The sequence below is a fragment of the Falsiroseomonas bella genome, assembly GCF_003173615.1.
Classification (GTDB): domain Bacteria; phylum Pseudomonadota; class Alphaproteobacteria; order Acetobacterales; family Acetobacteraceae; genus Falsiroseomonas; species Falsiroseomonas bella.
The window spans coordinates 623,366-644,904 of sequence record NZ_QGNA01000001.1 but is presented as its reverse complement, the minus strand read 5'-3'; the positions used below and the strand labels follow the sequence as shown (position 1 = coordinate 644,904).

At 73.7% G+C, this 21,539-nt stretch carries 20 protein-coding genes; 9 read left to right on the top strand and 11 right to left on the bottom strand.

Annotated elements, in window-relative coordinates; translation table 11 throughout:
• Positions 1–25: 25 nt before the first annotated feature.
• The gene (locus DFH01_RS02940) at positions 26–1,228 is read left to right on the top strand and encodes a tetratricopeptide repeat protein (RefSeq protein WP_109868888.1); all 1,203 of its coding nucleotides are present in this window, start codon (positions 26–28) and stop codon (positions 1,226–1,228) included.
• Here the strand turns inward: DFH01_RS02940 and DFH01_RS02935 are convergent.
• From DFH01_RS02935 to DFH01_RS02890, 10 genes are all read right to left on the bottom strand, one after another.
• Positions 1,214–1,951, bottom strand: coding sequence for a nucleotide-binding protein (locus DFH01_RS02935; protein ID WP_233255934.1), 738 nt, complete (start codon positions 1,949–1,951; stop codon positions 1,214–1,216). The two genes, DFH01_RS02940 and DFH01_RS02935, sit on opposite strands and share 15 nt — an antisense overlap.
• Positions 1,948–2,835: a flagellar biosynthesis protein FlhF gene (locus tag DFH01_RS02930; RefSeq protein WP_109868887.1), complete on the bottom strand. Its 888-nt coding sequence runs from the start codon at positions 2,833–2,835 to the stop codon at positions 1,948–1,950. The genes DFH01_RS02935 and DFH01_RS02930 overlap by 4 nt, the downstream gene beginning before the upstream one ends.
• Positions 2,836–2,980: 145 nt before the next feature.
• A complete protein-coding gene (gene flhA, locus DFH01_RS02925; RefSeq protein ID WP_109868886.1) occupies positions 2,981–5,047 on the bottom strand; it encodes a flagellar biosynthesis protein FlhA in 2,067 nt (688 codons plus the stop codon).
• Between the two features lie 3 nt (positions 5,048–5,050).
• Positions 5,051–6,424, bottom strand: a complete 1,374-nt coding sequence (locus DFH01_RS02920; protein ID WP_109868885.1) for a sigma-54-dependent transcriptional regulator — start codon at positions 6,422–6,424, stop codon at positions 5,051–5,053.
• A 118-nt stretch (positions 6,425–6,542) separates the two neighbouring features.
• Positions 6,543–6,866, bottom strand: coding sequence for a flagellar motor switch protein FliN (gene fliN / locus DFH01_RS02915; RefSeq protein ID WP_109868884.1), 324 nt, complete (start codon positions 6,864–6,866; stop codon positions 6,543–6,545).
• Positions 6,863–7,489, bottom strand: a complete 627-nt coding sequence (locus DFH01_RS02910; RefSeq protein ID WP_109868883.1) for a FliH/SctL family protein — start codon at positions 7,487–7,489, stop codon at positions 6,863–6,865. Before DFH01_RS02910 ends, fliN begins: the two co-directional genes overlap by 4 nt.
• Positions 7,486–8,490: a flagellar motor switch protein FliG gene (gene fliG / locus DFH01_RS02905; RefSeq protein ID WP_109868882.1), complete on the bottom strand. Its 1,005-nt coding sequence runs from the start codon at positions 8,488–8,490 to the stop codon at positions 7,486–7,488. Before fliG ends, DFH01_RS02910 begins: the two co-directional genes overlap by 4 nt.
• A complete protein-coding gene (fliF, locus tag DFH01_RS02900; protein ID WP_109868881.1) occupies positions 8,490–10,172 on the bottom strand; it encodes a flagellar basal-body MS-ring/collar protein FliF in 1,683 nt (560 codons plus the stop codon). The genes fliG and fliF overlap by 1 nt, the downstream gene beginning before the upstream one ends.
• 111 nt (positions 10,173–10,283) lie before the next feature.
• Positions 10,284–10,940 carry a flagellar hook assembly protein FlgD gene (locus tag DFH01_RS02895; protein WP_109868880.1) on the bottom strand — a complete coding sequence of 219 codons (657 nt, stop codon included), beginning with the start codon at positions 10,938–10,940 and terminating at the stop codon, positions 10,284–10,286.
• Positions 10,941–10,956: 16 nt separating this feature from the next.
• Positions 10,957–12,516, bottom strand: coding sequence for a flagellar hook-length control protein FliK (locus DFH01_RS02890; protein WP_146216979.1), 1,560 nt, complete (start codon positions 12,514–12,516; stop codon positions 10,957–10,959).
• A gap of 181 nt (positions 12,517–12,697) precedes the next feature.
• Between DFH01_RS02890 and DFH01_RS02885 the strand changes: the two genes are divergently transcribed.
• From DFH01_RS02885 to DFH01_RS02855, 7 genes are all read left to right on the top strand, one after another.
• On the top strand, positions 12,698–14,065 hold the full coding sequence (locus tag DFH01_RS02885; protein ID WP_158287595.1) for a flagellar hook protein FlgE: 1,368 nt from the start codon (positions 12,698–12,700) through the stop codon (positions 14,063–14,065).
• Between the two features lie 155 nt (positions 14,066–14,220).
• A complete protein-coding gene (locus tag DFH01_RS02880; RefSeq protein WP_109868877.1) occupies positions 14,221–15,747 on the top strand; it encodes a FlgK family flagellar hook-associated protein in 1,527 nt (508 codons plus the stop codon).
• A 16-nt stretch (positions 15,748–15,763) separates the two neighbouring features.
• Positions 15,764–16,804, top strand: a complete 1,041-nt coding sequence (locus DFH01_RS02875; RefSeq protein WP_109868876.1) for a flagellin — start codon at positions 15,764–15,766, stop codon at positions 16,802–16,804.
• A gap of 198 nt (positions 16,805–17,002) precedes the next feature.
• A complete protein-coding gene (locus DFH01_RS02870) occupies positions 17,003–17,488 on the top strand; it encodes a flagellar biosynthesis repressor FlbT (protein ID WP_109868875.1) in 486 nt (161 codons plus the stop codon).
• A 165-nt stretch (positions 17,489–17,653) separates the two neighbouring features.
• Entirely contained in the window at positions 17,654–18,805 is a 1,152-nt protein-coding gene (locus DFH01_RS02865) for a flagellin N-terminal helical domain-containing protein (RefSeq protein ID WP_109868874.1), read from the top strand.
• 66 nt (positions 18,806–18,871) lie between these two features.
• Positions 18,872–19,255 carry a flagellar biosynthesis regulator FlaF gene (locus tag DFH01_RS02860; protein WP_109868873.1) on the top strand — a complete coding sequence of 128 codons (384 nt, stop codon included), beginning with the start codon at positions 18,872–18,874 and terminating at the stop codon, positions 19,253–19,255.
• A 1-nt stretch (position 19,256) separates the two neighbouring features.
• A complete protein-coding gene (locus DFH01_RS02855; protein ID WP_109868872.1) occupies positions 19,257–20,021 on the top strand; it encodes a DUF1217 domain-containing protein in 765 nt (254 codons plus the stop codon).
• Between the two features lie 19 nt (positions 20,022–20,040).
• Here the strand turns inward: DFH01_RS02855 and DFH01_RS28040 are convergent, their stop codons facing one another.
• Positions 20,041–20,322, bottom strand: coding sequence for a hypothetical protein (locus tag DFH01_RS28040; protein WP_158287594.1), 282 nt, complete (start codon positions 20,320–20,322; stop codon positions 20,041–20,043).
• A 152-nt stretch (positions 20,323–20,474) separates the two neighbouring features.
• Here DFH01_RS28040 and DFH01_RS02850 point away from each other — a divergent pair, with 152 nt between their 5' ends.
• Positions 20,475–21,524: an AbrB family transcriptional regulator gene (locus DFH01_RS02850; protein ID WP_158287593.1), complete on the top strand. Its 1,050-nt coding sequence runs from the start codon at positions 20,475–20,477 to the stop codon at positions 21,522–21,524.
• The last annotated feature ends 15 nt before the right edge of the window (positions 21,525–21,539 follow it).

Sequence of the window (21,539 nt, the reverse complement as noted above, 5' to 3'; positions counted from 1 at the left end):
GGCCAGCTTCGCGGAGCGGGGACGCATGGCGCAAGCCTCGGTTGACGAGCTCCTGCGCGAGGGCACGGCGCGGCATGCGCAGGGCGACCTGGACGGGGCGGCGCGTCTGTATCGCAAGGTGCTTTCGCAGCAGCCGCGCAACGGCAATGCGCTGAACCTGCTCGGCATCGTGGCGCGGCAGCGCGGCGACACGGCACGCGCCCTGGAACTGTCCCGCCGCGCCGTGGCGGAGCGGCCGGACAGCCCGATCTTCCTGGCCAATCACGGCGCCACCCTGGCCGAGGCCGGGCGCATCGGCGAAGCGGTGGCGGCGCTGCGGGCCGCGCTGGCGCGCCGGCCGGATGATGCGGTCACGCTGCGCAACCTGGGCCAGGCGCTGACCGCGGCGGGTGATGCCGTCGGCGCGCTGGCGCCGCTGCGCCGCGCCGTGACGATCGCCCCCGATGCGCCCGAGCCCTGGCTGGCCTTGGCCCATGCGCTGCGCGAGGCGAAGGATCCTGGCGCGGCGGAAGCGGCGCGCCGCGTGCTGGCGCTGCCCGCGCCGGCGCCGTTGCTGGCGCAGGCACGCTTCCTGCTGGCCGGACTCGGCGAGGAAGCGCCGCCGGATCGTGCCCCCGCTTCCTATGTGAAGGATCTGTTCGACCAGTACGCGCCGCGCTTCGACGCAGAGCTGGAAGGAAGGCTGGGCTACCGCACGCCGGCGCTGCTCGCGCAGATGCTGCGCGATGCGGGGGTGGCGGCGGACGGATCGCGGCGCGTGCTCGACCTTGGCTGCGGCACCGGCCTGTCGGGCGTGGCGCTGCAACCCTTCGCGAAGCGGATGACGGGGCTCGACCTGTCGCCGCGCATGCTGGCGGAAGCGGGAAGGCGCAAGCTCTACGATGCGCTGGAAGAAGCCGATCTTGTCGAATGGCTGCCGCGCCAGCGCGACCGCTTCGACCTGGTCGCGGCGGCCGATGTGCTGAACTACCTCGGCGACCTCGCGCCCGCGTTTCAAGGCATCGCCGGCGCGCTCGCCCCCGGCGGCATCGCCGCCTTCAGCATCGAGGCCGGCGAGGACTCGCCCTTCGCGCTCGGCGCCGGGCTGCGCTACCGCCACGACCCCGCGCATGTGGCCCGCCTGGCCGCCGCTGCGGGCCTCCTGGAGATCGCGCGGCAGGAGACGGTGCTGCGCGAGGAGAAGGGCGCGCCGGTGCGCGGCGTGCTTTTTCTTCTACGCCGCGAGTGAGCGCGCGATCGCGCTGACATCCGCCGCCGCGGCGCTGGTCGGGTGGCGCGTCAGCAGCGGGGTCTGCGCGCGGATCGCCTCCGGCACCTTCGCGTCGCGCCGTATGTGGCCGCCCTGCGCCAGGCCGCGCCCGAGGAAGCGGCGCGTCGCCGCGTCCAGCGCGCCATGCACGCGCTGCGCCGCGACGGCGCTCGGCGCGAGGTTCACGACAAGGCGCGGCGCGCGCTCCGGCGCATCGCGCGCCAGCAGCTTCAGCACGGCGTAGGCGTCCGTCAGGCTGGTCGGCTCCTCCGTGGCGAGAACCAGCGGAATGTCGGCGGCGGCGAGCAGGCTGCGCTGCGCTGCGCCGACGCCGGCGCCGATGTCGAGCACGACATGCTGGAAGCCGGCGCAGAGATGCCGCGTCAGCGCCAGCACCGCATCGCGCTCCGCCGCGCCGAGCTCGGCCAGCGCACCGGAGCCGGAGCGGCCCGGCAGCAGATAGAACCCCGCGGGATGCGCGATGAGCGCCGCCTCGGCGCTCGCGCGGCCGGCCAGCACGGCGCCGAGATCCTGCGTGGGCGCGAGGCCGAGCTGCACATCGGCGTTGGCCAGGCCCAGATCGGCGTCGAGCAGCACCACGCGCCGGCCGTGCTGCGCCAGCGCATGCGTCAGCGTGATGGCGAACCAGGTCTTGCCCACGCCGCCCTTGCCGGACGCCACCGCGATCACTTGCGCCGTCACGACACCCCCTGCGAAAGCCGCTGCGCGAGCCAGGCCGCTGCCAGCGGAGTCAAGCCGTCGGCCACATCCATGCCGGTGCCGGCCTCGGTGAAGGCGAGGTCGGCCGCCGCCGCCGCGGCCAGCACGCCGCCGAGCCGCCGCGCCGCATCGAGGCGCGTCGGCAGCAGGTGCCGGCAGCCGAGCAGATGAAATGCGCGCGCCGTCTCGGCCGCTTCCTCGGCATCCAGGCCGGCCGGCAGCACGAGCACCGGCGTGCCACGCGCGGCCTCCACCAGCGCGGCGTGGCGGCGCGCCGCGGCATCGTCGAAGGGATCGCAGCCTGGCAGGTCCACCAGCGCCGGCTGGCCCGCCGCGCGCCGCGCCAGCGCCTTGGCCAGCGCCGCGGGCGAATTCGCGATGGCCAGCGGCAGGTCCAGCACGCGTGCGAAGGCGGCGAGCTGCTCCGCCGCACCGGCGCGCCGCCCATCGGCGGTGATCAGCAAGGGCCTCGTGCCGCCGAGCACGAGCCGCGTGGCGAGCTTTGCGCAGCTCGTCGTCTTGCCCGCGCCGGGCGGCCCCGAGAGCAGCAGCGGCGCGGCCGAGAGCGGTAGCGCCTCGAACCGGAAGGTCCGTGCGATCGCCGCTTCCAGCGTTCCGCCCGCGAGGCGCTGCGCCAGCGCATGCGGCAGGTTGTGGCGCCGCAGCGCGGCCGGGATGGCGGCCGCGTGCGGCGCATCCGGCGCGATGACCAGCGGCTCGTCGTCGCCGCTCTCCAGCGCCGCGGTGACTTCGACGCCGCCCGCGACGTGGCGCGTGCCGAGGATCACGGCCTCCTCGCCGAGCTCGGCGCGCAGCGTCGCCATCGCCTCGCCCATGCGCGCCGCGCGGATCGTGCGAAGCCTCATATCGGCGTTGCGGAATGCTGGCGCATTCCGCCCTCAGGCGCCGGCGCACGCATCCGCGTGCTTGGCTCGCGCCACTTGGCGCGGCCGCCATTCGGCGGCTCGGCCCGCTCCGCGGGCCGCATGGGATGGCGGACATCCAGGGACTTCATCCGGCGACCGTCCCCACGGTGCGGATGCGCGCGCGCGGGTGGATCTCGGCATGGGCGAGAACCACGGTCTGCGGCCGGAAGCGCTCGACCACGGCGCGCACATGCGCGCGGATGCCGCCGGAGCAGACCAGCACCGCCGGCTCGCCCTGCGCGCTCGCCGCGTCGAAGGCCGCGCGCAGCGCCGCCATGAAGTCCGACAGGCGCGAGGGCGCCATGGCGAGCTGCTTCTCCTCGCCCGGCCCGACCAGGGATTCGGCGAAGTCGCGTTCCCATTCCGCGGCGAGCGAGACGATCGGGATAGCGCCATGCGGCGCGCGCGCGGCGTCGCTGATCTGCCGTGCCAGCCGCGCGCGAACCGTCGCCACGATGCCCGGCAGGCTGCGCGTTCCGATGGCGGCGGCTTCCTGGATGCCCTCGAGGATGGTCGGCAGGTCGCGGATGGAGACGCGCTCGGCCAGCAGCGCCTGCAGCACGCGCTGCACCGTGCCCATGCTGGCCTGCGCCGGGATCAGGTCGGAGACCAGGCGCCGATGCTCGGGCGGCAGCTCGTCCAGCAGCTTCTGGGTCTCCGCGAAGGAGAGCAGCTCCGGCATGGTGTCGCGCACGATCTCGGTCAGGTGCGTCGCCAGCACGCCGGCGGAATCCACCACGGTGCAGCCCAGCGCCAGAGCCTCCTCGCGCCGCGATTCCTCGATCCAGGCGGCGGGCAGGCCGAAGCTTGGCTCCTGCACACGCTCGCCCTGGATCGGCGGCGGGTTACCGGAGGGATCGATGGCGAGATGCAGCGGCGGCTTCAGCACGCCGCGCCCGGCCTCGATCTCCTTCACGCGGACCACATAGGTGTCGGGCGGAAGCTGCAGATTGTCCTGGATGCGCACGGAGGGCAGCACGAAGCCCATCTCCTGCGCCGTCGTGCGGCGCAGCGCGCGGATCTGCTCCGACAGCCGCGGCGCGTCGCCGGCCGCGAGGCTGAGCAGCCCATAGCCGAGCTCGAGCCGCAGCAGGTCCATCTTCAGCGCATCGGCCGGCGGCGGCTCGGATGGCGCGGGCGGCGGTGCCGCGGCCTCTGCTTCCTTGCGCCGGTCGGCGCGCCATTGCTCCCGCGCGAGCCACGCGGCGGCGCCGGCCAGGCCGAGGAAGGGCAGCATCGGCATCCCCGGCAGCAGCGCCATGAAGCCCGCCGCGCCGGCCGCGAGCGCCAGCGGCTTCGCGCCGCCGAGCTGCAAAGCGAGCGCCTTGTCCGCGCGGCCCTCCACGCCGCCCTTGGTCACCACGATGCCGGCCGCGACCGAGACCAGCAGCGCCGGGATCTGGCCGACGAGGCCGTCGCCCACGGTGAGGAAGGAGAAGGTCGCCACCGCCTCGCCGAAGGGCAGGCCGTGGCGCAGCGTGCCGATGGCGATGCCAGCGAGCAGGTTGATGAAGGTGGTGACGAGGCCCGCGATGGCGTCGCCGCGGACGAATTTGGCGGCGCCGTCCATGGCGCCGTAGAAGCTGCTTTCCTCCTCCAGCTCCTTGCGGCGGGTGCGGGCCTCGGCCTCCGTGATGATGCCGGCGGAGAGGTCGGCGTCGATCGCCATCTGCTTGCCCGGCATCGCATCCAGGCTGAAGCGCGCGGCCACTTCCGCGATGCGGCCGGAGCCCTTCGTCACGACGACGAAATTCACCACCAGCAGGATCGCGAAGACGATCAGCCCCACCAGCACGTCGCCGCCCATCAGGAAGCCGCCGAAGGCCGAGATGACCGCGCCCGCCGCCTGCTCGCCTTCATGGCCGGAGGTCAGGATGGCGCGCGTGGTCGCGACGTTCAGCGCCAGGCGCAGCAGCGTCGCCAGCAGCAGCACGGTGGGAAAGGCCGTGAAGTCCAGCGGCCGGTGCATGAAGAGCGAGACCATCAGCACCAGCACCGAGGCGGTGATGGACAACGCTAGCCCGACATCCAGCAACCAGGGCGGCAGCGGCACCACCAGCACCGCGACCAGCATCACGACGCCGAGCCCGAGCGCCACGTCGCCCGAGGGCTTCGCAAGCCCGACCCAATGCGGCAGTACGATCGTGCGCATGCGTCAGGCGTAGGGCAGCGGGATCGGCGCCTGGCCCGGCGCGGGCGGCACCGCAATTCCGGCGGCGCGGTACTCCTGCAGCTTGTTGCGCAGCGTGCGGATGGAGATGCCGAGGATCTCGGCCGCGCGCGTGCGGTTGCCAAGGCAGTGCGACAGCGTCTCCAGGATCAGCTCCTGCTCCACCTCCTCGACCTTCCGGCCGACGAGGCCGGTGACGCGCGGCGCCGCGGGCGCCTGCGCGACGGGCGCGTCAGCGAACGCTTCTTGTGTGCGCGGCGGCGTCAACTCGATCACCTCGGGGCCGATCTCCGTTCCCTCGGCGAGCAGCACGGCGCGGTGGATGCAGTTCTCCAGCTCGCGCACATTGCCTGGCCAGGTATGCGCGGCCAGCGCCGCGCGGGCCAGCGGCGAAACGGCGCGCAGCGGCAGCCCGTTGGCGCGCGCATAGCGCGCGGCGAAATGCTCGGCGAGCGGCAGGATGTCGGCCGGCCGGCCGCGCAGCGGCGGGATGTGCAGCGCCAGCACGTTCAGGCGGAAATAGAGATCCTCGCGGAACCGGCCCTTGGCAACGTCCGCGGCGAGGTCGCGATGCGTCGCCGCCAGCAGCCGCACATCCACCTTCACCGGCGCCGTGCCGCCCAGCCGGTCCACCTCCCGCTCCTGGATGACGCGCAGGATCTTGGCCTGCAGGCGGGGATCCATCTCGCCGATCTCGTCCAGCAGCAGCGTGCCGCCATCGGCCTGCTCGAATTTCCCTTTCCTGGCCGCCACCGCGCCGCTGAAGGCGCCCTTCTCGTGGCCGAACAGCTCGGATTCGAGCAGCGTCTCCGGCAGCGCCGCGCAGTTCAGCGCGACGAAGGGCCCGCGCGCACGGCGGCTGAGCGCATGGATGTGCCGCGCCAGCACCTCCTTGCCGGTGCCGCTTTCCCCGGTGATCAGCAGGCTCGCCTCCGCGCGGGCCAGCTGCGCGGCGCGGGCCAGGAGCGTCAGCATCGCCGGGTCGCGCGCGATCGGGCCTTCCGGCGCGGGCTCCGCGCCGGCGGCTTCCAGCATGGCGACGATCAGGTCCGCATCGGGCGGCAGCGGCAGGAAGTCGCGCGCACCGGCCTCGATGGCGCGCACCGCGGCGTCCGCGTCCTCCGCATGGCCGCACGCCACCACAGGGCAGGCAATGCGCTCGGCCGCCAGCGCCTGCACCAGCCATGCGACGTCGTGGCGCAGGTCCACCAGCGCGAGATCGGCACCTTCCGCCCGCAGGCGCCCGAGGCCCGCCGCGACACCCTCCGCATGCGCCAGCTTCGCGCCACGCGCGATCGCCACGCGCGCCGCCGCGCCAAGCTCGCCTTCCAGCGACCCGACGATGAGAAGACGGGACATTATTGGTGCCTCAAGCGCCGGCCTCCGCCGGCTTGGCTTGCGCCGCATGTGCGGCGGGCCGCATTCGCGGCCTCGGCCTGCCTTGCAGGCCGCATGTCATGCCCGATCCTCATGGCGCTCACTGCCCCCCGCGATCGGCCTTGACGATCTCGGTCATCGTCACGCCGAGCCGGTTGTCGTCCACCATCACCACCTCGCCGCGCGCGACGAGGCGGTTGTTGACATAGATGTCCACCGCCTCGCCCAGCTTGCGGTCCAGCTCCACCACCGCGCCGCGGCCGAGCTTGAGCAGCTGGCTCACCTGCATCGTGGCGCGGCCGAGCACGGCGCTGACCTGCACCGGGATGTCGTACACTGCATCGAGGTCACGCTGGCCGGGCGATGCCGCGCCCTGCTGCGCCTCCGTCACCGGGACCGGTTCGAACCCCTGCTCGCCGCTCATGCGTCCTCGCTCCCGATCTCGAACCCTGCGGCGCGCAGCGCAGCGCGCACCGCATCCCGTCGCGTCTCCAGTTGCACGAGGCAGGCGCCGTCGCGCCACGCGATGCGCGCATCGCCTTCCGGCACCCCGTCGTCCGCTTCCACCGCCGGCCCCTGCGACAGGCGGCGCGCCACGCCTTCCACCAGCGCTGGCGCCACGAAGATCGTCGCCTCCGGGCGGTCGGCGAGCGCCGGCAGCAACTCCGCCGCAACGCGCGCGATCAGGGGCGCGCCGCAGCGCGCGACCTCTGCCGGCAGCGCGGCGTCCATGGCGGCGAGCAGTGTGGTCGCCAGCGCATCGGCCGCCTCCTCCGCCACCATGCGACCGCGCTCCGCCGCCTCCTGCAGCGCGGCCGCAACCTGCGCGAGGCTTGCGGCGATCGCGGCCTGCTGCGCGGCGGCCTGGCGCCGCAGCCCTTCCTCCAGCCCCTCGGCGAAGCCGCGCGCATGGCCATCGGCCTCGCCCTCCTCGCGCGCCGCCTGCAGCAGCGCGGGATCGGGCGGCGGCGGCGCATCCACCGGTGGCGGGCGCGACAGGTCCGGCAGCGGCAGCGCGAAGGCGGAGAGGCGGTGCGCGGTCCTCATGCGATCATCTCGTCCTCGCGGCCGTCGGCCAGCTGGATCTGGCCCTGCGCGGCCAGGTCCTTGGCCTGCCCGACGATGGTGGCCTGCGCCTCGTCCACGTCGCGCAGGCGCACCGGACCGAGCGCCGCCAGGTCGTCCTTCAGCAGCTTCGCCGCGCGCTCCGACAGGTTGCGGAAGAACATGTCGCGCAGGTTCTCCGAAGCGCCCTTCAGCGCCAGCACCAGCTTGTCCTTCGGCACGCTGCGCAGCAGCACCTGGATGCCGGCCTGGTCCAGTCGCTGCAGGTCGTCGAAGGTGAACATCAGCGCGCGGATCTTCTCGGCGCTCTCGCGGTTGCGCTCCTCCAGCGCGGCCAGGATGCGCGTCTCGGCGGCGCGGTCGAGGTTGTTGAAGATCTCCGCCATCACCTCATGCGCGTCGCGGCGCGAGCCGCGGGCGAGGTTGGACATGAACTCCAGGCGCAGCGTGCGCTCCACGCCCTCCAGCGCCTCCTTCTGCACCGTCTCCATGCGCAGCATCCGCATCACCACTTCCATGGCGAAGGCTTCCGGCAGCAGCGCCAGCACGCGCGCGGCATGGTCCGGCCGCACCTTGGACAGCACGACGGCGACGGTCTGCGGGTATTCGTTCTTGAGGTAGTTCGCGAGCACCGCCTCGTTCACGTTGCCCAGCTTGTCCCACATGGTGCGGCCGGCGGGGCCGCGGATCTCCTCCATGATCTGGTGCACGCGTTCCTTCGGCAACGACTTCAGCAGCAGCCGCTCCGTCACCTCGAAGGAGCCGACGAGATGCCCGGTCTGGCCGAGCGCCGCCGTGAACTCCCGCGCCACCTCCTCCACTTGGCCCGACGGAACGGTTCCCAGCGCCGCCATGGCGATGGACAGGTCGCGGATCTCGTCCTCGTGCAGCAACGCGAAGACCTTGGCGGCCTGCTCCTCGCGCAGCGCCAGCATCAGCGTCGCGGCCTTCTGCGGCCCGGTCAGTCCCTTGCCATACGCCATCAATCATCGTCCTGCGGCGTCAGCCAGCGGCGCAGCACGGCCGCGCTCTGGTCGGGGTTGGCGTCCACGAGATCGGCCAGCGCCTGCAGCGCGGAGGCACGCATCTGCCCGTCCACGCGCTCGACATTGACCATCCGGTCATCCGCGGGCGCGGCACCCTCGCCCGCGGCACCGGGCAGCGCGGGGCTGCCGCCCGCGGCGAGCGCGGCCGGCCCGCCGCCGGGCAGCACGCCCTGCGCCTCCACCCCGCCCGGCAGGGCGCCAGCGCCGGCGGCGGCGAGCGCGGGCGGCGGCGCCAGCGCCACGCCGAGACGCCCGACCAGCGGCCGGCCGAGCAGCAGGATCGCCACCAGCGCCACGAGCGCCAGGATCGCGCTTTCGACGATGCGCCCCATCAGCGCCGGCGGCACGGTCTGGCCGAGGATGACGAAACCCTCGGGCGCGAGATCGGCCGGCGGCGGCTCCGCGAAGCGCAGGCTCACCACCTCCACCTTGTCGCCGCGCCGCTCGTCGAAGCCGACGGCGGAGCGGGCCAGCGCAGCGATCCGCTCCAGCTCGTCCGCATTTCGCTCGCGCCAGCGCGGCGGGGCACCCTCCACCGGCTCCCACACGCCATCCACCAGCACCGCGACGGAGATGCGCCGGACCGAGGGCTGCTCGCGCGTCGTGTTGCGCGTGGTGCGGCCGATCTCGAAATTCGTCGTCTCCTCCTGGCGCGACTGGTCGGTGCGCGCGCCGCCCTGCTCGTTCGCCCCGCCCGGCAGCTGGTTCTGCACGGAGACATTCCCCGGCTCGGTGCTGCGGCTGGTCTCCTGCGTGGATTGCGTGCTGCGCGGCACCTGGTTCTCGGGGTCGAAGCGCTCCTCCTGCGTCTGCACGCGGTCGAAATCGAGCTCGACCGCCGCTTCCGCGCGCACGCGGCCCGGCCCGAGGGTGCGTTCCAGCAGGTCTTCCACGGCACGCGCGAGGCGCAGCTCCTGCCCGCGGCGGAGCTCGTCGGCGGTCTGCGCGGCCGCGGGGCCGGAGATCGGCTGCCCGCCGCGCGCCAGCAGCTCGCCGCGGCTGTCCACGATGGAGACGTTCTGCGGGCGCAGCCCCGGCACCGCGGTGGAGACGAGGTGCAGCACCGCCTGCACGCCCTCCCGGTCGAGGCGCTGCGCGCCGACCATGGTGAGCACGACGGAGGCCTGCGCCTCCCCCCGCTCGCGCGAGAAGGGCTCGCGCCGCGGCAGCACCAGGTGCACGCGCGCCTGCCGCACGCCATTCAGGCCACGGATGGTGCGCGACAGCTCGCCTTCCAGCGCGCGCAGGCGGTTGATGTCCTGCTGGAAGGGCGTGGTCGTCAGCCGCTCGCCGCGGTCGAAGATCTCGTAGCCGACGGAGCCGCCGGAAGGCAGGCCCTCGCGCGCCAGCAGCAGGCGGACACGGGCCACCTCGGCTTCCGGCACCAGCACCTGGCTGCCGCCGCCGGCCAGGCGATGCGGGATGCGCTGGCGTTCCAGCGCGGCCACCACCTGCGCCGCGTCGCGCTGCTCGAGCTCCCCATAGAGCAGAGCCATCGGCGGGTCCGCCGCGCGCAGCGCCAGGAAGGCCAGCAACCCGAGCAGCGCGACGCCCACGCCGGCCAGCGCGGCCAGGCGCAACGGACCGAAGCCGCGCAGCTGCGCGATCAGCCCGCCCATGCGCGCCCCGCGGCCGACTGTGCCCTTGCGCCTCTTGCGCCATACATGCCCGGCAACCCTGCTCCGCCGTCCTTCGGCGGCATTTCTTGCCGGGGAGCGGTAACGGCGGAGTTAAGAGCCCGGCACTTCCCGCAGCCTGTCGAAGCCGATGGTCGCGGCGCCCAGGCGCAGCACCAGCTCGCCCTCGCTGCGCGCCGCGCCGGTCACGCGGCCGGCGACGGTCGCGGTCATCGGCAGGTCGGTGCCGTCCTCGGCGCGGCCGGTCACCACCACGCGATAGGCGCCGTCGCCGCGGCGCGTGCCGCGATCGTCGCGGCCGTCCCAGATCCAGCTCCGCGCACCGGCACCGAGCGTCACCGTCTCGCGCCGCAGCGCGGCGCCGGTGGAATCCTGCACCTCGATCACGGCGCTACGGGCGGCGCCGGCGGCGGGCAGCACCACCTCCGCCTGTCCGTCCTGCAGCGGCAGCGTGTCGCTTTCCACCGTCACGCGCCGCCCGATCAGCGACGCGGTCTCGGCAAGCTGCCCGGCCTGCTGCAGCGTCAGCAGGCGTTCCAGCGTCTGGTTGCCGGCAAGCTGCTGCTCCACGCTGGCGAACTGCACCAGCTGCTGGGTCAGCGTTTCCGTGTCCATCGGCTTGGTCGGGTCCTGGTTGCGCAGCTGCGTCGTCAGCAGCGTCAGGAAGGTGCCGAGATCGGCGGAGAGGCGCGGGCCCGTCGGGCGCGCGGCGCTACCGCCGGTGGCGGAAACGGAGAGGCTGCCGCTCATCGCGCGGATTCCTTCATCAGATGGCGAGGTCGATCAGGCCGCGCGACGCGCTGCCGGAAGGGGATGCGGCGACGATGTCGCGCTGCGGCGCGGGCGGCGCCTGGTGTCGTGCCTCGCGCCGCTCGCGGCGCGCCGATCCCTCGCCGCCCAGGCCGAAGGAGAGGCTTGCGCCGCGGCCCTCGCCGCCAAGCCCCGCATCGGAGAGCGCGCGTTCCAGCTCGGCGCGGTCGCGCTGCAGCAGCGCGAGCGTATCGGCGCGCTCGGCGCGCAGGCTGACCATCGCCTCGCCCCCGCTGCGCTCGATGGCGACCTCGACGCGTCCGAGCTCGCCTGGTTCGAGCGTCAGTTCCAGACGGGAATCGGGACCGAGCGCGAGCGCCACCACGAAGGGCGCGACCTGGCGTGCCGGCCAGGGCACGGGCGCCGCCGCGCGGGCCGGCGCGGGCGCGGGGGGCGCGGGCGCATCCGCGGTGGGCGGCGCGGGCGGCTGCCAGGCCGCCGTCTCCACCTCGGGCGATGGATCGGGCGAGGCGACGCGCCGGCTGCGCTCCGGCTCCACCGCGGCAGGCGTGGCGACCGGTGCGGGAAGCTGCACCGCCGGCTCCGCCTCCTGCGCCGCCGGTGACAGCGCGACGGCGGGCGATGGCACGACAGGCGCGGTGGCGGGCGGCGGGATCGCGGGCGCGTCCTCGGGCGCCGCGAGCGGTGCCGTCGCGGTAACCGCCGATGCTGGGGTACGCGGTGCGGGCGCGGGCGGCGCCACGGGCGCAGCCGCTCCCTCCGGCCGTGCGGCGAGGAGGGGCGAGGCGACCTCCGCCTCGCGCGGCGGCAAGGGCGCGGGCGCAGCGACGGCCGGCGCATCGGCGCGCGGCGAGACCGTCGGCTCCGGCGCGGCGACCTTGGGTGCTTCCGGTGGCGCAGCTGTAACGACGGGCGGCGGGGCCGCGGGTTGCGCGGGCTCCGTCGCGGCCGAGGGCGGCGCTGCGCCCGTCACGGCCGGCGGCAGAGCAGGCGAAGGCGAATCGGACGCCGGCGCGACTTGCGCCTGACGTGGCGGCGCGGCCGGCGTGGGCTCGGCGCGCAGGCTCGGCTGCGGCGCGGCTGCGACGCCCGGCTCCTCCGCCGGTGCGACCGCAGAGGCAACGGGTGCCGGCGGCGGCGGCGCGAGCGGCGAAGCGAGCGGCGTCGCCACCGGCATCGCGACGGTCGGAGCGGCGACGAGGACCGGTGCTTCTTCAACGACCGCCGTGCTGTCCTCCTTCGCCGCCTCCTCCGCGACGGGCATCGCAGCGACATGCTCCGGCGCGGTCTCGACCGCCTCCTGTTCGACAAGGATGATCGGCGCGGAGAGCGGCAGCGACGGCAGCGCCACCGCGAGTTCAGGCGTGGCAGGCGGCAGCACCGCCGGCGCGACGGGCGACGGCGCGATCAATCCGGTACCCAGCGCCGGTGCCTCCGTGGTTGGCGCGACGAGTCCGGCCAGCAGCACGGCGAAGCCGGCGGCATCGGCACCGTCTTGCGCCGCCGGGGCGGCGGGCATCACGGGCTGGGGCGACAGGGGGGGCAACGCGTCCATGCGGCGCCGCCTGCGCAAGCGCCGTGCCGCGCGCTCCGCGGCGCGAGCCGGCAATCACGCGCCGCCGCCGGGCAAATCCTGCCGGCGGGCGGCAAGCCTTGTCGCGCATCAGCCGCGCCGAAGCTGGCACGCGGGTTGCGATCCCGGTCCCGAACGAATCCGCCAACGAGGATCATCCCGGATGTCGCTGCTCGGCTCGATGACCACCGCGATCAGCGGCCTGACCGCGCAGTCGCGCGCACTCGGCCATGTGTCGGACAATGTCGCCAACAGCCAGACCGTCGGCTTCAAGCGCGTTGACACCAACTTCACGAGCTGGCTCACGCGTTCCACGCTCCGCCTGCACATGCCCGGCAGCGTGGAGGCGCGGCCGGACTACACCAACACCGTGCAGGGCGCGATCGAGCAGGTGGAGAACCCGCTCGCCATGGCGATCGCCGGGCAGGGCTTCTTCTCCGTCGCGCAGTCGCGCGGCGGCACGATCGGCAACCCGCTGTTCGACGAGCGGCAGTTCTTCACCCGCGCCGGCGACTTCGCGCTCGACCGAGACGGCTACATGGTGAACGGATCGAGCTACTACCTCGAGGGCTGGCGCATGCTGCCGACCGGCGAGCCGGACCGCACCGCGCTGGCGCCGATCCGCATCACGGAGCTGGTCTACAACCCCGTGCCGACCAGCCGGATCGACTTGGCCGCCAACCTGCCCTTCAACGTGCCGCAGGTGGCGGCCGTCCCCGCCGCCGCGCCCTGGGCGCCGGCGGAACCGCCCGTCTCCTCCGTGCTGCAGATCTTCGATGCGCTCGGCAACCAGCGCCAGGTGACGCTGGACTGGTGGAAGCTGGACGACGACACCTGGCGCCTGCGCATCACGCCGGCGGGCGACACGCTGGCGCCCGCGAACGGGCGCTTCGTGGACGTGAACTTCGGCGGCGTGATCAGCGCCGGCCCGCCGGCGGTCACCGCGCCGCCGGGCACCGTCTCCTCCATCGTGCCGCTCTCGGCGACCACGGGCACAGTGCCGGCGCCGCTGGCCGTCGGCGATCCGGCGTCCCTTGGCTTCACCGCCGATTACGGCTTCGGCAACCAGGACATCTCGCTCCGGCTTGGTGGCTATGGCGTGCCGACCGGTCTGACCAACTATGCCGGCACCGAATACGGCGTGCGCGACCTCAGCCAGGACGGCGTGCCGCTCGGCGCCTATTCCGGCGTGATCGTGCGGGAGAATGGCGATGTCGCGGTGAACTACGACAACGGCCAGACGCGCATCGTCGCGCGCGTGCCGGTGGTTGCCTTCAACGATCCGGACCGGCTGCAGCGCCTGGACGGCCAGGCCTTCATGCGCACGGTGGAGAGCGGCGAGGCCCGCGTGACGGATGCCGCCTCGAACGGCGTGGGCAAGCTGGTGACGGGCGCGGTGGAGCGATCCAACGTCGACATCGCCGGCGAGTTCTCGAAGCTGATCCTCGCGCAGCGCGCCTACACCTCGAACACGCGCATCGTGACCGCGGCAGACGAGATGCTGCAGGACACCATCAACATGCGGAGATAGCGAGTGCCCTCAGACGCCGGGCGCGGCCTCCGGCCGCTTGGCTTCGCGCCAGGCACTGCCGCGCTTGTCGGCGCGGACAGTCCGGGCGCGGCGCGCATGCGCGCGCTCGGCCGGCCGGTCGCCGGCCGCCAGTGCTTTGCTGAGAAGGGTTTGGGATGACCCTCGATCTCGCCCTCTCCGTCGCGCGCAGCGGGCTGCGGTTGCTCGACCGGCAGATGGCGCGCACGGCGGACGACATTGCGAATGCCGGCACGGAAGGCCACACCCGAAAAATCCTGGAAGGCAAGGCGCTCTCGGCCGAGGGCACCGGCATCGGCGTGCGCAGCCTGCCCGCCGCGCGCGATGTGGACCTGGCGCTCCAAGCCGCCGAGATGCGCGCGGGCGGTGATCTGGCCGCGGCGGCGCTGCGCACCGACCTGCTCGGCGCGGTCGAGACGGCGCATGGCAGGCCGGAGGATGGCGATAGCGTCGGCGGCCTGCTCTCCACGCTGCGCGCCGCCTTCATCGACCTGCGCGAGGCGCCGGAGGATCCGATCCGCCGCAGCGCCGTCGTCACCGCATCCGGCGACCTCGCCGCGCGCTTCAACGGCGTCGCGCGCGCGCTGGAGGAGACGCGCCAGGCCGCGCATGACGCGCTGGTCCAGGAAGCGGCGGCGGCGAATGCCGCGCTGGCCGAGATCGCCGGCCTGACCACCGACATCCGCCGCGAGCTCTCCGCCGGCCGCACCGCCGCCGATCTCGAGGACAAGCGCGACCTAGCGCTCGGCCGCCTCGCGCAGTCCCTCGACATCGGCGTGATCCGCGGGACGATGGGCGAGATCACCGTCGTCGCGCGCGGCGGCATGGTGCTGCCGCTGGATGGCGCGCCGGCCTTCTCCGTCACGCCCGCCACCGTGGGCACCGGCGCCTGGCATGGCGGCGCGGGCACGCTGCCCGGTCTGATGCTGCGCGGCGAGGACGTGACGCGCCGCGTGATCGGCGGTCGCATGGCTGCGGCCGCCGAGCTGCGCGACCTGACGCTGCCGCGCATGCAGGCGGAGCTCGACCTGGCCGCCGCGCACACCGCCGCGCGCTTCGAGGCGCAGGGCCTGCGCCTGTTCACCGACGGCGCCGGCACCGTGCCGGATGTGACGCTGCCCTATGCCGGCGGCCCGGTGCTCGGCTTCGCCGCGGCGATCGGGGTGAACCCCGCGGTCGCCGCCGATCCCGCGCTGGTGCGCAACGGCACGCATGCGGTGGTCGCGGTGCCTGGCGGCGCCACGGCCTTCGCGCCCAACCCGCCGGGCGGTCCCGCCGGCTTCGCCGTGCTGCTCGACCGCGTGCTGGACTTCACCTTCGGCGCCAACGTGGCCGCGGGCAGCGCGCATCCGGGCATCCCCACCGCCGCCCTAGGGCCGGACGGCTCTCTGGTCTCGACCCTGTCGGGCCTCGCCTCGCTCGAGGCCTATGGCGGCGCGCTGGTCGCGACGCAGTCCGGCGCGCGCGCCGAGGCCGAGGCCGCGCGCGAGCGCGCCGGCGCGATGGGCGAACTGCTGGGCACGCGGATGCAGCAGCGCTCCGGCGTGGATGTGGACCGCGAGGTGGCGGCGATGGTGGAGCTGCAGAACGCCTACACGATCAACGCGCGCGTGATCGCCACGGTGCAGGCGATGTGGGACGCGCTGCTCGGGTCGGTGAGGTGAACAGGAGGGCCGCCTTATGGCGATGATCTCGACGCTGGGCGGCATGGCGCTCGACCAGATCCGCCTGCGGCAGGAGCTCGGCGTGATGACGCGCCAGGTCGCCACCGGCTTCGTCGGCCAGGCGCACGGCGACCTGGGCGCCGAGGCACGGCGCGCCATCAGCCTGCGCGGCGAGATCGCGCGGCGAGAGGCCTATGTCGGCGCCGCCGACACCGCGCTGGCGCGCATGGACACGACGCAGGAAGTGCTGGCGCGGCTGGAAGGCATCGCGGCGGACCTCTCCGCGGAAGCGCAGCGCAGCCGCACCTTCGGTGCGTCCGGCGTCGAGACGCTGGCGCGCCGCGCGCGCTCGGCGCTGGAGGAAGCCGCCTCCCTGCTCAACACGCGCCATGACGGCGACTATCTCTTCTCCGGCACCGATCTTGGCGGCATCCCCGTGCCCGACGATGCTTCGATCGCGACCGGCGCGATGGCCACCGCCATCGCCGCCGCGGTCGCGACGCTGAACCCCGGCAACGCCGCCGCCGTGCTCGCGGACACCGCGCTGATCGCCAGCGACCCGGCGACGCGCCCCTTCAGCGCGCATCTGGAAGGCCCGGCGCTGACCGAGCCGCGGCGCGCGCTGCAACTGGCCGATGGCGAGCGCGTGGAATGGGGCGTTCTTGCCAGCCAGGACCAGGGCGGCGCCGTCGCCGCATCCTGGGGGCGGGAGCTGTTGCGCGGCCTGGCGACGCTGGCCGCGCTGACCCCCGCCTCCGCCGCGCAGGTCGGCGGCTATGACGCGCTGCTCGCGGGCGTGGCGGACGACCTGTCCGCCGCAGGGCGCGGCCTGACGCAGGAGCGCAGCGCGCTCGGCGCGGCGGAGCAGCGGGTGGAGCAGGGCCGGGAGCGGCATGAGAACCTGCTGGTCGCGCTGCGCGGGCAGCTCGGCGGCATCGAGGAGGTGGATCTCGCCGCCGTCTCCGCCGCGCTGCGCCAGACGGAGCTTCGGCTGCAGGCCTCCTACGAGGCTACGGCGACGCTCTCGCGCCTGTCCCTCGCGGCGCTGCTGCGCTGATCGCCTTCAGCCCCGGTTAAGCCGCCGCGGTGCAGGATGGCGACGTGCAATGCGGCGAGACTGTCCGCCGCGGCATCTCCCGAGGATCGGGCACGCGGTGGTCCGCGTGGCGGCGAAGATCGCGCAGTCGCCGGCAAAGGCCGGCTGCCGGCAGGGCGGCTTCCCCCCGCTGCCCCGCCGACAGGATTGGAGAGTGGCATGTCCACACTGGTGCTCGAACTGCGCGCAGGCGACCTGCTGGTCGTCAACGGCGCCTCGCTGCGCTTCCGCAGCCGCACGCGGGTGGAGCTGGTGGCGCGGGCGCGCTTCCTGTTCGGCAAGCAGGTGATGTCGCCCGAGACGGCGAACACGCCGGCGCGGCGCATCTATTTCGCCATGCAATGCGCCTATGTCGGGCCGGAGGAGGAGCGGGAGATGGCGATGGCCGATGCGCACCGCCTCGTCGCCGAGTTCCAGGAGGCGACGACCTCCAACATGGCGCGGCAACTGCTGGAACGCGCGCTGGCGCTGGCCGAGCAGGACGAATGGTATCAGGCGCTCCGCCTCGTTCGCCATGTCATCCGGCACGAGGCGGCGGTGCTGAACCTCGACCCGCAGAGCGGCTCGGCGCTGCCGCCCGGCGTGGCTGCCGGTGCCGGCGCGTCGGCGATGCCGCGCCCCGCGCTGCACCACGCCGCGCAATAGGGTTTCTCGCCCGGCCTTCACGCTTCCTTCACCCGCTGAAGGCAGGATGATCAAGCGGCGCCGCGTCGGGCGCCGCCTCCCGGTGCGGCCCAGGCCGCGCCGCCACCGCGGAAGGTCGCCAAGACGGCTCTCCCTTCGCGGAACGCAGGACCAGGAGAGAGGACCATGTCCTCCGTCAACACCAATGTCGCCGCGATGGCGGCGATCCGCTCGCTGAGCTCCATCTCGAAAGACATGGGCACCACCCAGGCCCGCATCGAGAGCGGCTTCCGCATCAGCCAGGCGAACCACGACCCCGCGGTCTTCGCGATCGCGCAGAACATGCGCGCCGACCTCAACGGCATGTCGGCAGTGAAGGACAGCCTGTCCTTCGGCAAGGCGGCCCTGACCGTCGCGCGCGACGCGGCGACGAAGATCAGCGACGAGCTGGGCAAGCTGAAGCAGACCGTCACGCAGGGCCAGCAGCAGGGTGTGGACGTCAACCAGATCAACGCGCAGATCACCAACGCGCTGGCGAACATCGATGCCTATGCCCGCACCGCGACATTCAACGGCGTGAACCTGCTGACCTCGGGCGTCGCGGGCGTCACGGGCGTGACGGACAACAACCTGAACGTCGTGCGCGACATCAACGGCACGACCACGGCGGTGACAGGCACCAACAGCACCTCGGCGGGCCTGGCGCTGGCCGGCCTGACGGCGGCGACCGGCGGCCGCACCCTGACCTTCGACGCCACCTTCGCCGCGGCGAATGCGGACTTCATCCAGTTCACGCAGGGCGGCAACACCTACGTCTTCGAGTTCAGCGACGGCTCCGCGCCGCTGACCCAGACGCCGACCGCGACGACCGACGTGTACGACGTGCAGATCACCGCGACGGATTCGCCGCTGCAGGCGGTCTCCAAGCTGATCGGCCGCATGCAGCAGGAAGGCTTCGACGCGAGCCTGGACAACCAGGGGCGCCTGGTCGTCAACGGCAACATCGGCGCGATCACGGCCACCTTTGCCTCGGGCGGCGCCACCGCCGGCACGCTGCCGGGCGGCACGGGCGCGATCGCCGCGGTGGAAGGTGCGATCGACACGATGGGCACGCGGCTCGCCACCATCGGCGCCGCGCTGCGCCAGGTGGAAGGGCTGCAGGACTTCACGACCAAGCTGAACGACTCGCTGAAGGAAGGCCTCGGCGCGCTGGTGGATGCGGACCTCGCCGAGGAATCGGCGCGCCTCACCAGCCTGCAGACGCGCCAGCAGCTGGCGACGCAGTCGCTCTCCATCGCGAACCAGCAGAGCCAGTCGCTGCTCAGCTTGTTCCGTTGATCACACGCGCGGGGGCCAGCACGGCCCCCGCGCCCATCCTCGCGCCAGGGAAAGCGCCGCCGCCGCATGATGCACGCACGCTACGCCGCCCAGCAGAACGCCGCCGCGAACCCGCGCGAGATCGAGCTGCGCGCCTTCCGCTACGTGAACGGCCTGCTTGCCGGGGCGACGGACGTCCCTTCGCGCATGGCGGCGCTGCACAAGGCGCACCGGCTTTGGTCGCTGCTGATCGCGGATCTCGCCCAACCCGGAAATGCGCTGCCGCCCGATCTCAAGGGCCGGCTCATCTCGCTCGGCCTCTGGGCCCAGCGGGAGGTGGATGCGCGCATGGCCGACGAGGGCGGCCTGGACGCGCTGATCGCCCTGCACCGGGACATGATCGCGGGGCTGGAGGCGCAGCAGGCCGCTGCCGCCGCCACGCCGCTTCCCTTCGTCGCCGGCGCGGCCTGAGATGCTGGCGGGCATCGGCGGCCTCAATGCGCTGTCGGTGGCGGAGCGCCAGGGCGCGGCGCTGCAGGACCGCTTCGCCGCCCGCCGCGACGTCGCCGCCGACATGGCCCGCTTCCGCGAACGCGCGCCGCAGATCGCCGATGCCGAGGCGCTGCTGAAGGACCGCCGCACCCTCACCGTCGTGCTGGAGGCCTTCCAGCTCGAATCCGAGATCGACAAGCGCGCCATGCTGCGCAAGGTCCTCACGGAGGATCCCGCCGCGGAGGGCAGCCTGGTGAACCGGCTGACCGATCCGCGCTGGAAGCAGCTCGCCCAGGCCTTCGCCGGCGGCACCACCGCGCCGCTGGCCGATGGCGCGCTGGTGGAGCGGATCGTCAGCGGCGCGCTGACCAACCGTTACGAGAAAGCGATGGGCGACGCCAATCCCGGCCTGCGGGAGGCGCTGTATTTCAAGCGCATGGCCGGCAACGCCTCCACCATCGCCCAGCTCATGTCGGATCGCGCCCTGGCGACGGTCGCGCGCGGCGCTCTCGGCCTGCCCGAGCAGTTCGGCCTGCTGAGCTTCGAGCAGCAGCGCGACCTGCTGACGCGCCGTATCGACGTCGCCGATCTCAAGGATCCGAAGGCGGTGTCGCGCATGGCGCAGCGCTACGTCGCGCAGCTTTCGGCGACGCAGACGGGCGCGCCGATGGCGAGCCTGCTTGATGGCTCGGGCAGCGCGAACGGCATCGCGACCCTGGCGATGGGACTGCGTCGCACCGTCTGACCATCCGCTCCCGGCGGCGTCAGCGCTGGACGTCGAGCGCGGGTGTCGCCTCGGGCGGCGCGGTCCGATAGGCATCGAGCTCGCGCGCGGTCGGGATGGAGCGCACCTCGCCCTTCGCGTCGCGGAACTCCAGCACGACCAGGTTCAGCGCGGTGTCGATCCGCAGGCTCGGATTGGGCACCGGCGGCGCGGGCGATGCGGGCGCCTCCTCGGGCGCGGCACGAGGCGCCTCTGGCTGGCGGGCGAGGGCGCGGAGCGGGGCGGGGGCGGCGGGATCGGGGATCATGGCGGCGCGGACCATCCTTGGCGCCGTCCTGGCCTGGCGACGCCGCGCGCAGGATCATCGCGCGGCCATCCCTCAGCCTATGCGACAGGGATGAAGGAAGGGTTGAACTCCGCCGGTTTGACGCGCCCGGCGGGCCGGCCGAAGGTGGCGCCGGAACCCCCCAAGTGTTGTCGCGCCTGCTCGATCCCCGCTCGCTGCCTTATCTGTGGACCGCCGCGGCCGCCGTGCTGGGTGGCACGCTGTTCTCGCTGCTGCACGTCCCGCTGGCCTGGATGCTGGGCGCGATGGCGGCGACCGGCGCGCTGGCCTGGACCGAACGGGCCGCGGTGGCCAAGCCGACGCGCCCGATCGCGCTGATCTTCCTCGGGCTCGGGCTGGGCCAGACCTTCACCCAGCCGGTGATGGCGGCGCTGGCGCTGGCACTGCCCTGGCTGGTGCTGGGTGCCTTCCTGGCCATCATGGCCGGCGCGCTGACCGCGCGCGTGTTTGCCCGCATGGCGGGCACCGATTCGGAGACCGGCTACTACGCCTCCGTCCCCGGTGGCGTGATCGTGATGGCGATCCTGGCGCAGCGCGCGGGCGTCTCGGTGCCGGCGGTGACGCTGGCGCAGACCATCCGGGTGATGGTGGTCGTGGTGGTGGTGCCGCCGCTCGTCACCTGGCTCGCGCCGCATGGCGGCGCCGGCGTGTTCTTCACCGAACGGCCGGAGCTGCATCTCGGCGGCCTGGCGCTGCTGGTCGCCCTGGGCACGGCGGCGGCGCTGGCGATGACGCGGACGGGCCTCGCCAATCCCTGGATGATCGGGCCCTGCGTGCTGGTGATCCTGCTCTCGGCCTTCGGCGCGCTGCCCTCGGGGGTGCCCGTCTGGATGGTGGATGCGGCGCAGATCGGCATGGGCATGGCGCTCGGCGGGCGGATGAGCCGCAGCTTCATCCTCTCCTCGCGCCGCGTGGCGCAGACCGCGCTGCTGACCACGCTGCTGCTGATCGCGCTGATGGCGCTGCTGGCGATCGGCCTCGGCGCCGTCTCGGGCCTGCCGCTGGCGGCGGCGGTGCTCGGCATGTCGCCGGGCGGCATGCCGGAGATGACGATCACGGCGAAGGCGCTGGAGGTCGGCGTGCCGCTGGTGCTGGGCTTCCACCTGGTGCGGACGTTGACCTGCAACCTCTTCGTGCTGCCGATCTGGCGGCTGCTGGTGCGACTGCGCCTCGCGTAGAGCAGCCGGGGCCGC

What these genes read in the sequence shown, in the direction of transcription:
- DFH01_RS02940 (WP_109868888.1), top strand. Translation starts at nt 26, where the DNA reads ATGGCGCAAGCCTCGGTTGACGAGCTCCTGCGCGAGGGCACGGCGCGG.
- DFH01_RS02930 (WP_109868887.1), bottom strand. Translation starts at nt 2,835, where the DNA reads ATGAGGCTTCGCACGATCCGCGCGGCGCGCATGGGCGAGGCGATGGCG.
- flhA (WP_109868886.1), bottom strand. Translation starts at nt 5,047, where the DNA reads ATGCGCACGATCGTACTGCCGCATTGGGTCGGGCTTGCGAAGCCCTCG.
- DFH01_RS02920 (WP_109868885.1), bottom strand. Translation starts at nt 6,424, where the DNA reads ATGTCCCGTCTTCTCATCGTCGGGTCGCTGGAAGGCGAGCTTGGCGCG.
- fliN (WP_109868884.1), bottom strand. Translation starts at nt 6,866, where the DNA reads ATGAGCGGCGAGCAGGGGTTCGAACCGGTCCCGGTGACGGAGGCGCAG.
- DFH01_RS02910 (WP_109868883.1), bottom strand. Translation starts at nt 7,489, where the DNA reads ATGAGGACCGCGCACCGCCTCTCCGCCTTCGCGCTGCCGCTGCCGGAC.
- fliG (WP_109868882.1), bottom strand. Translation starts at nt 8,490, where the DNA reads ATGGCGTATGGCAAGGGACTGACCGGGCCGCAGAAGGCCGCGACGCTG.
- fliF (WP_109868881.1), bottom strand. Translation starts at nt 10,172, where the DNA reads ATGGGCGGGCTGATCGCGCAGCTGCGCGGCTTCGGTCCGTTGCGCCTG.
- DFH01_RS02895 (WP_109868880.1), bottom strand. Translation starts at nt 10,940, where the DNA reads ATGAGCGGCAGCCTCTCCGTTTCCGCCACCGGCGGTAGCGCCGCGCGC.
- DFH01_RS02890 (WP_146216979.1), bottom strand. Translation starts at nt 12,516, where the DNA reads ATGGACGCGTTGCCCCCCCTGTCGCCCCAGCCCGTGATGCCCGCCGCC.
- DFH01_RS02885 (WP_158287595.1), top strand. Translation starts at nt 12,698, where the DNA reads ATGTCGCTGCTCGGCTCGATGACCACCGCGATCAGCGGCCTGACCGCG.
- DFH01_RS02880 (WP_109868877.1), top strand. Translation starts at nt 14,221, where the DNA reads ATGACCCTCGATCTCGCCCTCTCCGTCGCGCGCAGCGGGCTGCGGTTG.
- DFH01_RS02875 (WP_109868876.1), top strand. Translation starts at nt 15,764, where the DNA reads ATGGCGATGATCTCGACGCTGGGCGGCATGGCGCTCGACCAGATCCGC.
- DFH01_RS02870 (WP_109868875.1), top strand. Translation starts at nt 17,003, where the DNA reads ATGTCCACACTGGTGCTCGAACTGCGCGCAGGCGACCTGCTGGTCGTC.
- DFH01_RS02865 (WP_109868874.1), top strand. Translation starts at nt 17,654, where the DNA reads ATGTCCTCCGTCAACACCAATGTCGCCGCGATGGCGGCGATCCGCTCG.
- DFH01_RS02860 (WP_109868873.1), top strand. Translation starts at nt 18,872, where the DNA reads ATGATGCACGCACGCTACGCCGCCCAGCAGAACGCCGCCGCGAACCCG.
- DFH01_RS02855 (WP_109868872.1), top strand. Translation starts at nt 19,257, where the DNA reads ATGCTGGCGGGCATCGGCGGCCTCAATGCGCTGTCGGTGGCGGAGCGC.
- DFH01_RS28040 (WP_158287594.1), bottom strand. Translation starts at nt 20,322, where the DNA reads ATGGTCCGCGCCGCCATGATCCCCGATCCCGCCGCCCCCGCCCCGCTC.